At 63.7% G+C, this 6029-nt stretch carries 5 protein-coding genes; 4 read left to right on the top strand and 1 reads right to left on the bottom strand.

Annotated elements, in window-relative coordinates; genetic code table 11:
• Positions 1-151: 151 nt before the first annotated feature.
• Complete coding sequence (locus tag ACV4UY_RS11355) at positions 152-691, bottom strand: gamma carbonic anhydrase family protein (protein ID WP_491607702.1); 540 nt, start codon at positions 689-691, stop codon at positions 152-154.
• A gap of 282 nt (positions 692-973) precedes the next feature.
• Between ACV4UY_RS11355 and ACV4UY_RS11350 the strand changes: the two genes are divergently transcribed.
• From ACV4UY_RS11350 to ACV4UY_RS11335, 4 genes are all read left to right on the top strand, one after another.
• Complete coding sequence (locus ACV4UY_RS11350; protein WP_491607701.1) at positions 974-3556, top strand: O-linked N-acetylglucosamine transferase, SPINDLY family protein; 2583 nt, start codon at positions 974-976, stop codon at positions 3554-3556.
• 159 nt (positions 3557-3715) lie between these two features.
• Positions 3716-4303: a peptidylprolyl isomerase gene (locus tag ACV4UY_RS11345; RefSeq protein ID WP_491607700.1), complete on the top strand. Its 588-nt coding sequence runs from the start codon at positions 3716-3718 to the stop codon at positions 4301-4303.
• Entirely contained in the window at positions 4300-5658 is a 1359-nt protein-coding gene (locus ACV4UY_RS11340; protein ID WP_491607699.1) for a cold shock domain-containing protein, read from the top strand. Before ACV4UY_RS11345 ends, ACV4UY_RS11340 begins: the two co-directional genes overlap by 4 nt.
• A 38-nt stretch (positions 5659-5696) precedes the next feature.
• Positions 5697-5972 carry a hypothetical protein gene (locus ACV4UY_RS11335; RefSeq protein WP_491607698.1) on the top strand — a complete coding sequence of 92 codons (276 nt, stop codon included), beginning with the start codon at positions 5697-5699 and terminating at the stop codon, positions 5970-5972.
• Positions 5973-6029 lie beyond the last annotated feature (57 nt).

The following is a 6029-nucleotide window of genomic DNA, read 5'->3' as shown; positions in this document are numbered from 1 at the left end:
AAGACCAAAGACCAAGACCAAAGACCAAGACCAAAGACCAAGACCAAAGACCAAGAAAGATCAAGACCAAACCTCGGAGGCGCTGCCTCCGAACCTCCGCCGGGGACCTTCGGTCCCCCGTCCCCTGTAACACTTTCCCCCTTGCCCTCCCTCAACTCCCCAACGACTCCGCATGCCGCCGGGCGAGCGTTCGATAACTCGCCACCGTGAGACGCATGCTCTCCCGCTCCTCGGGAGTCAGATCCCGCAACGCCTTGGCCGGAGAGCCCATCCATAATTGACCCGCCGCCACCCGCTTGTGTGGCGCCACCAACGACCCGGCCCCCACCATGGCCCCGGACTCAACCACCGCACCATCCAACACGATGGCTCCAATCCCGATCATGCAACCATCCTCCAGAGTGCAGGCGTGCAGATTGACATGATGACCGACAATCACATCATCCCCAATGATCAACGGCACACCACTCGGATAACGCACCGTGGCCCGGTTGACATGCAACACCGATCCATCCTGAATGTTGCTGCGCGCTCCGATGCGGATCGGATTGACATCCCCCCGAACGATCGCACCTGGCCAGATGGAACTCTCCGCGCCAATCACCACATCCCCGATCACGACGGCATCCGGATGGACGAAGGCGGTCGGATCGATGGTCGGAAAAATCCCCTCAAAGGGTCGGATCGGCATTTTATTCACCCGCGTGGCTTGAGAAATGGGATGGAAACCCGCCCATGTTACCGGGCCACGCCACCCTTGACAACCCGCCTCTCCCGACGGTGGCTAACCCAAGGTGCCCCTCGGCGGGGATCCCGTACCCCGCCTGCCGTCCCGAGGGGCCAGAACTGGACATTTCATTTGACTTTTCAGGGCGCAAGCATCATTTTTCTTCTTTGAACGCCCAGCCGACGCTCGCCTCGCCAGCGAAGGTCCAGGCACGAATCGGTATTCGCCCAAGCCAGGAGGTTTACCATGAATCTGGTGGAGTTGATCGCCCAGGCCGAACCACTGCTGCAAACCGGTCAGAACGAACCGGTGGCCGCACTGTACCGGGCATGGCTGACGGACCACCCGGCAGAGCCCCAGAGCCACTTCGCCTTGTATAATCTGGGCGTGGTGCTGCTCAACATGAACGATCCGGTCGGCGCGCGCCAGGTGTTTGAGGAGGCGATCCGCCTGCAACCGGATTTTTATCCGCCCTACATCAATCTGGGCAACATCCTGGAACGGATCGAAGGTCCGGTGGCGGCGGCGGGATGCTGGCGTGCCCTGACGGAGCGGTTGCCAGGGGTGACCGGCGAAAACATCGGCTACAAGACCTCGGCATTGAAGCAGATCGCCCGGGTGCTCGGCATGGATCAGGCCGAGGCGGCCCTGCGACTGAGCCTGGAGATCGATCCCCATCAGCACGAGGCGATCGAACACTGGATCAACTGGCGCCAGGTACAGTGCATCTGGCCGGTGATCGTGCCGTTCGAACGCTGCGACCGGAACCATTTGATGAAAGGGTTCGCACCCCTCTCGCTGGGGGTCTACACGGACGATCCGCTCTTTCAACTCGCCAACGCGGCCATGTTCCACCGCTCCGAGATCGGCCAGCCACAGCCGGTCTATCACGATACCCATGCCGCCCTGCGCATCGCACCACCCAGACGGCCACGGGTGGGGTATCTGTCGTCGGATCTGCGCATCCACGCCATCGGTTATCTGATGGCGGAAATTTTCGAGCTGCACGATCGCGATCAGGTGGAGATCTTCGTTTATGCCATGGGTATTCAGGCGGATGATCCCCTCAAACGGCGTATCCAGGGGGCGGTGGAACACTGGCGCGATCTGCACGGCTTCAACGACGCCCAGGCCGCCGAACAGATCGTGGCGGATGGAATCGAGATCCTGATCGACGTGAATGGCTACACCCACAGCGCCCGCACCAAGATGCTGGCCATGCGCCCGGCTCCGGTGATCGTCAACTGGCTGGGCTATCCCGGCACCATGGGATCGCCGTACCACACCCACATCATCAGCGACGCGTTCATCATTCCCGAGGCGCTGGCGTTCTGCTACTCGGAGCAGGTGATGCGCCTGCCCTGCTATCAGCCCAACGACCGCAAGCGCCATGTGGAGGACCATCGTCCCAGCCGCGCCGAGGCGGGTCTGCCCGAGGGGGTGATGGTGTACGGCTGCTTCAACGGGGTCAAGAAGATCACCGCCGTCACCTGGGAGCTGTGGATGCGCGTGCTCGAACGGGTGCCGGCGAGCGTGCTGTGGCTGCTGTTCGAGAACGAGCCGGCCTGCGAACGGTTGCGGACCATGGCCGAACAACGCGGCATCCATCGGGAACGGATCCTGTTCGCGCCGCGCAAACCCAATCACGAACACATGGCCCGCTATCCGCTGGTGGACCTGATGCTCGACTCCACCCCCTACGGCGCCCATACCACCGCCTCGGACGCGCTGTGGATGGGGGTGCCGATCCTGACCCTGGCCGGGATCTCGTTTCCGGCCCGGGTGTGCGGCAGTCTGGTGCGCGCGGCGGGCCTGCCGGAGCTGGTTTGCGCCACGCCGGACGAATTCGTGGCCAGAGCCGTGGAACTCGGCACCGACCGCGCCCTGCTCGAGGGGTTCCGCGCCCGCCTGGCCGTCGGACGGGATACCTGCGTGCTGTTCGATACGCCGCTGTTGGTGAAACGACTGGAAGGGCTCTTCCTCGAAATGCGGGCCGACTTCCTGGAGGAGCGGCTGCCCCGCCCGGATCTGACCAACCTGGAGCTTTATCAGGAGATCGGCATCGAGCTGGATGCCAACGGGGTGTGGTTTGGTTCGGTGGAACGGATGGCCGCCGCCTACCTGGAGAAGCTGACCGCGCGGGATCGCCTGGCCCGGATCCCCGAGGACGATCGGCTCTGGTCACCCGAGGCGCGCGCCCGCTTTTCCGGCGAGGTCACCCGTACCCTCGGCTGGCGCGGCGAACTGCCTCCCACGGCGCTCGCCATGCCTCACCCGGTTGCCCCGCCTCCGGTCGTCCCGCCTCCGGTCGTCGTCCCGCCTCCGGTCGTCGTCCCGCCTCCGGTCGTCGCCCCGCCTCCGGTCGTCGCCCCGCCTCCGGTCGTCGCCCCGCCGCCAGAGTCCACCTTGTTCGATCAGGTGTTGGCCCTGGACGCGGCGGACGATCTGGATGGGATGATTGCCTGCGTCAACCAGGAGTCGGTCGATCCCGGCGTCTGGTTGCTGGTGGTGGCCCAGGCTCTGGCCATGGGTCGGGTGCGGGTCGCCTACGTGATCGGCATGCTGCTCGCCAACGCCGGACATGCCCATGTGGTGCTGTCGCTGGCGTTGGGCGTGGGCGGGGTGGTATTCCACAATCCCGAGGAGATGGAACGGGGCACCCGTGACCTGTTGTTCCTGCTGCTGGCCATGCCCGTGGAGCAGCAACGCTATCTGGTCGCCCAGGTGATCGATCCGGTCCTGGCCGCGGTGTCGGGTCTGGGCGGGGAGCCCGCCGGGCGTCTGCTGGCCCTGCTCGGGGAGGCGCGCGCCAGGGTGATGCTGGTTTGACCAGGGCGAGCCGGGCGGATCGATGGGGCCCGGCATCGCGCACCTTGACTTGCATGCGCGGGGAAGGTGAAGATTTCAGGGTAAGTCTGGTTCACCTTTCATGCGGGAAAGGTGCTTGTTTTTCACCAACAGGTCGTCATCTGGGAGGAGCCATTGACCATGACCGGGCGGATTTATTACACTTTGCTGCTTTTTGTATTCCTGTTGGCCGGCACGGTCCAAGCCGCCGACGTTCCCAAACCATCCAAATCCGGAGCGCATCCCATGGTGACCCTTTCCACGAATCACGGCGACATCGTACTCGAACTCGACGAAGCCAAGGCCCCGATCACGGTCAAGAACTTTCTCGATTACGTGGACGCCGGGTTCTACGACGGATTGATCTTCCATCGGGTCATCCCCGGTTTCATGATCCAGGGCGGCGGCATGACCCCGGACATGAAGGAAAAACCCAACAACGCCTCCATCAAGAACGAGGCCGACAACGGCCTGCTCAATGCCCGTGGCACCATCGCCATGGCCCGTACCCAGATCGTGGACAGCGCCACCTCGCAATTCTTCATCAACCTGGTGGACAACACCTTCCTCAACCACGGCAAGCGCGACTTCGGCTATGCGGTCTTCGGCAAGGTGGTTTCGGGCATGGAGGTGGCCGACAAGATCGCCAAGGTCAAAACCGGCATGAACAAAGGCCATGGCGATGTGCCGATCGAATCGGTGATCATCGTCAAGGCGTCGCGTTCATGACCCAGGCGCGGGGGAGCGGTCTGGAAGCGGTCGTCAAGAGCTTCCTGTGCGTCCGCATCCACAATGCCGACTCCTACAAGGAGGGCAGGCCGACCCGCGAGTGGGCCGAGCTGCACGCCGGCTTCTACGCCGCGATCATCGCCCAGGCCACCCGGCATAACGGCAAGTTCGTCCGCTGTCTGACGTCCGGGGTGATGTGCGCCTTTCGTCACCCCGGCGACGCGCTCCAGGCCGCCATCGACATCCAGGAGCAGTTGCAGGAAAAACGGCGTTACCCCCTGCACGGTCTGGCCTGCGGCATCGGCATCGCCACCGGCGAGGTTTTCGCCCTGCACCTCACCGAGCACAAACGGAGCGATTATCTCGGTCTGGCCAGTGACCTGGCCCTGTTCTTGAGCGAACAGGCCAGGGGAAACGCCATCCTGCTGCACCACCCGGATCCCCACGATCCGCCGGATTTCCCGATCCGCTCCAAGGCCGGAGAGCTGGTTTCCCGCGCGCGGAGCGACTATTACCTCGAGTTGCCCTCCTTCCGCGTTGCCGGCATGAACGGGCCCGCCCGACGCTTCGCCATCCACTGGCAGTCCAACCCCGGCGAATACCTGGCCGCCTCGCCCATCGAACCGGTGCGGGGTACCCTGGAAGAGGATCCTGCCCAGGAGCGTCCCTATTTCGGCAAGGTGTCGGCCTTCAAGAAGGAGCGCGGTTTCGGCTTTATCCAGTACTACGCCGAGAATCACGAGTACCAGGAAATCTATTTTCACATGACCTACGTGATTCATCAGGTGCCGGTTTTCGAGAACGATCATGTGCTCTTCGTCATCAAGCCGGGCAAGGAGGGGCGTCCCCAGGCCTGTTCGGTGCTGGTGATGGGGAGTCGTCTGCAAGGGCGGGTCGAATCGTGTCAGGAGGACGGCTGCGGCCACATCTCGATCCGCGATCAGGAGGGCAAATCGATCCGTTTCTTCGCCCTTTCCCAGGAGGTGCTCTACGAGCGGTTGCGGGTCGATGACATCGTGGAGTTCACCGCCGGATCGGGTTCCGAATCCGAGGGGTTGATCGCCTTGCAGATCACCAAGCTCGGCGAGGCCAACCCGCAACCCGGCGATGTGGGCGAGGCGCTGGTGATCGGCTCGATCGAACAGGCGGTGGTGACCGTCTATTTCCCGGAAAAGGGGTATGGCTTCGCCAAGTGCAAGCGCAACAGCGTCTACATCCATGTTTCGGAGCTGACCGATCCCGAACATGTCCCCGGACCCGGCGACCACATCGAGTTCGAGGTCTATCCGGGCCGCAACGAGACCTATCGGGCCAACAACGTGCGGTTGGTCAAGAAAAAGGGTCTGGATCTGTGATCCAGCCGCCGCGTGCGCGCCACCGGATCGCGGGTTGGTTGATACTGGGCCTGCTGCTTCCCACGTCGGGGCGGGCGGAACCCGATCCGTCGTCCAGGCCCCCAGCCGGCCAGGAACGGCAACCGCGCACGGTCAACAAGGGTCGGGAGGAGCCCCAATCGATCGCCAGACCCCCGCGCACGGTCAACAAGGGTCGGGAGGAGCCCCAATCGTCGATCGCCAGACCCCCGCGGGATGAACCGGATCCCGGACACGACAGCGGGGAGGGGATCCATCCCCCGGAACGGCGCACCGGGGAGAGTCCGCGCGGCTGATTGTGCCGGAGTCGCGCATTCGATCCGCGCCGGCTGACCCTCCAGTTCCATCCGGGG

Source organism: Candidatus Magnetaquiglobus sp., assembly GCF_058402785.1.
The sequence above is the reverse complement of the archived record's forward strand: the minus strand, read 5'-3'. Positions and strand labels throughout refer to the sequence as shown.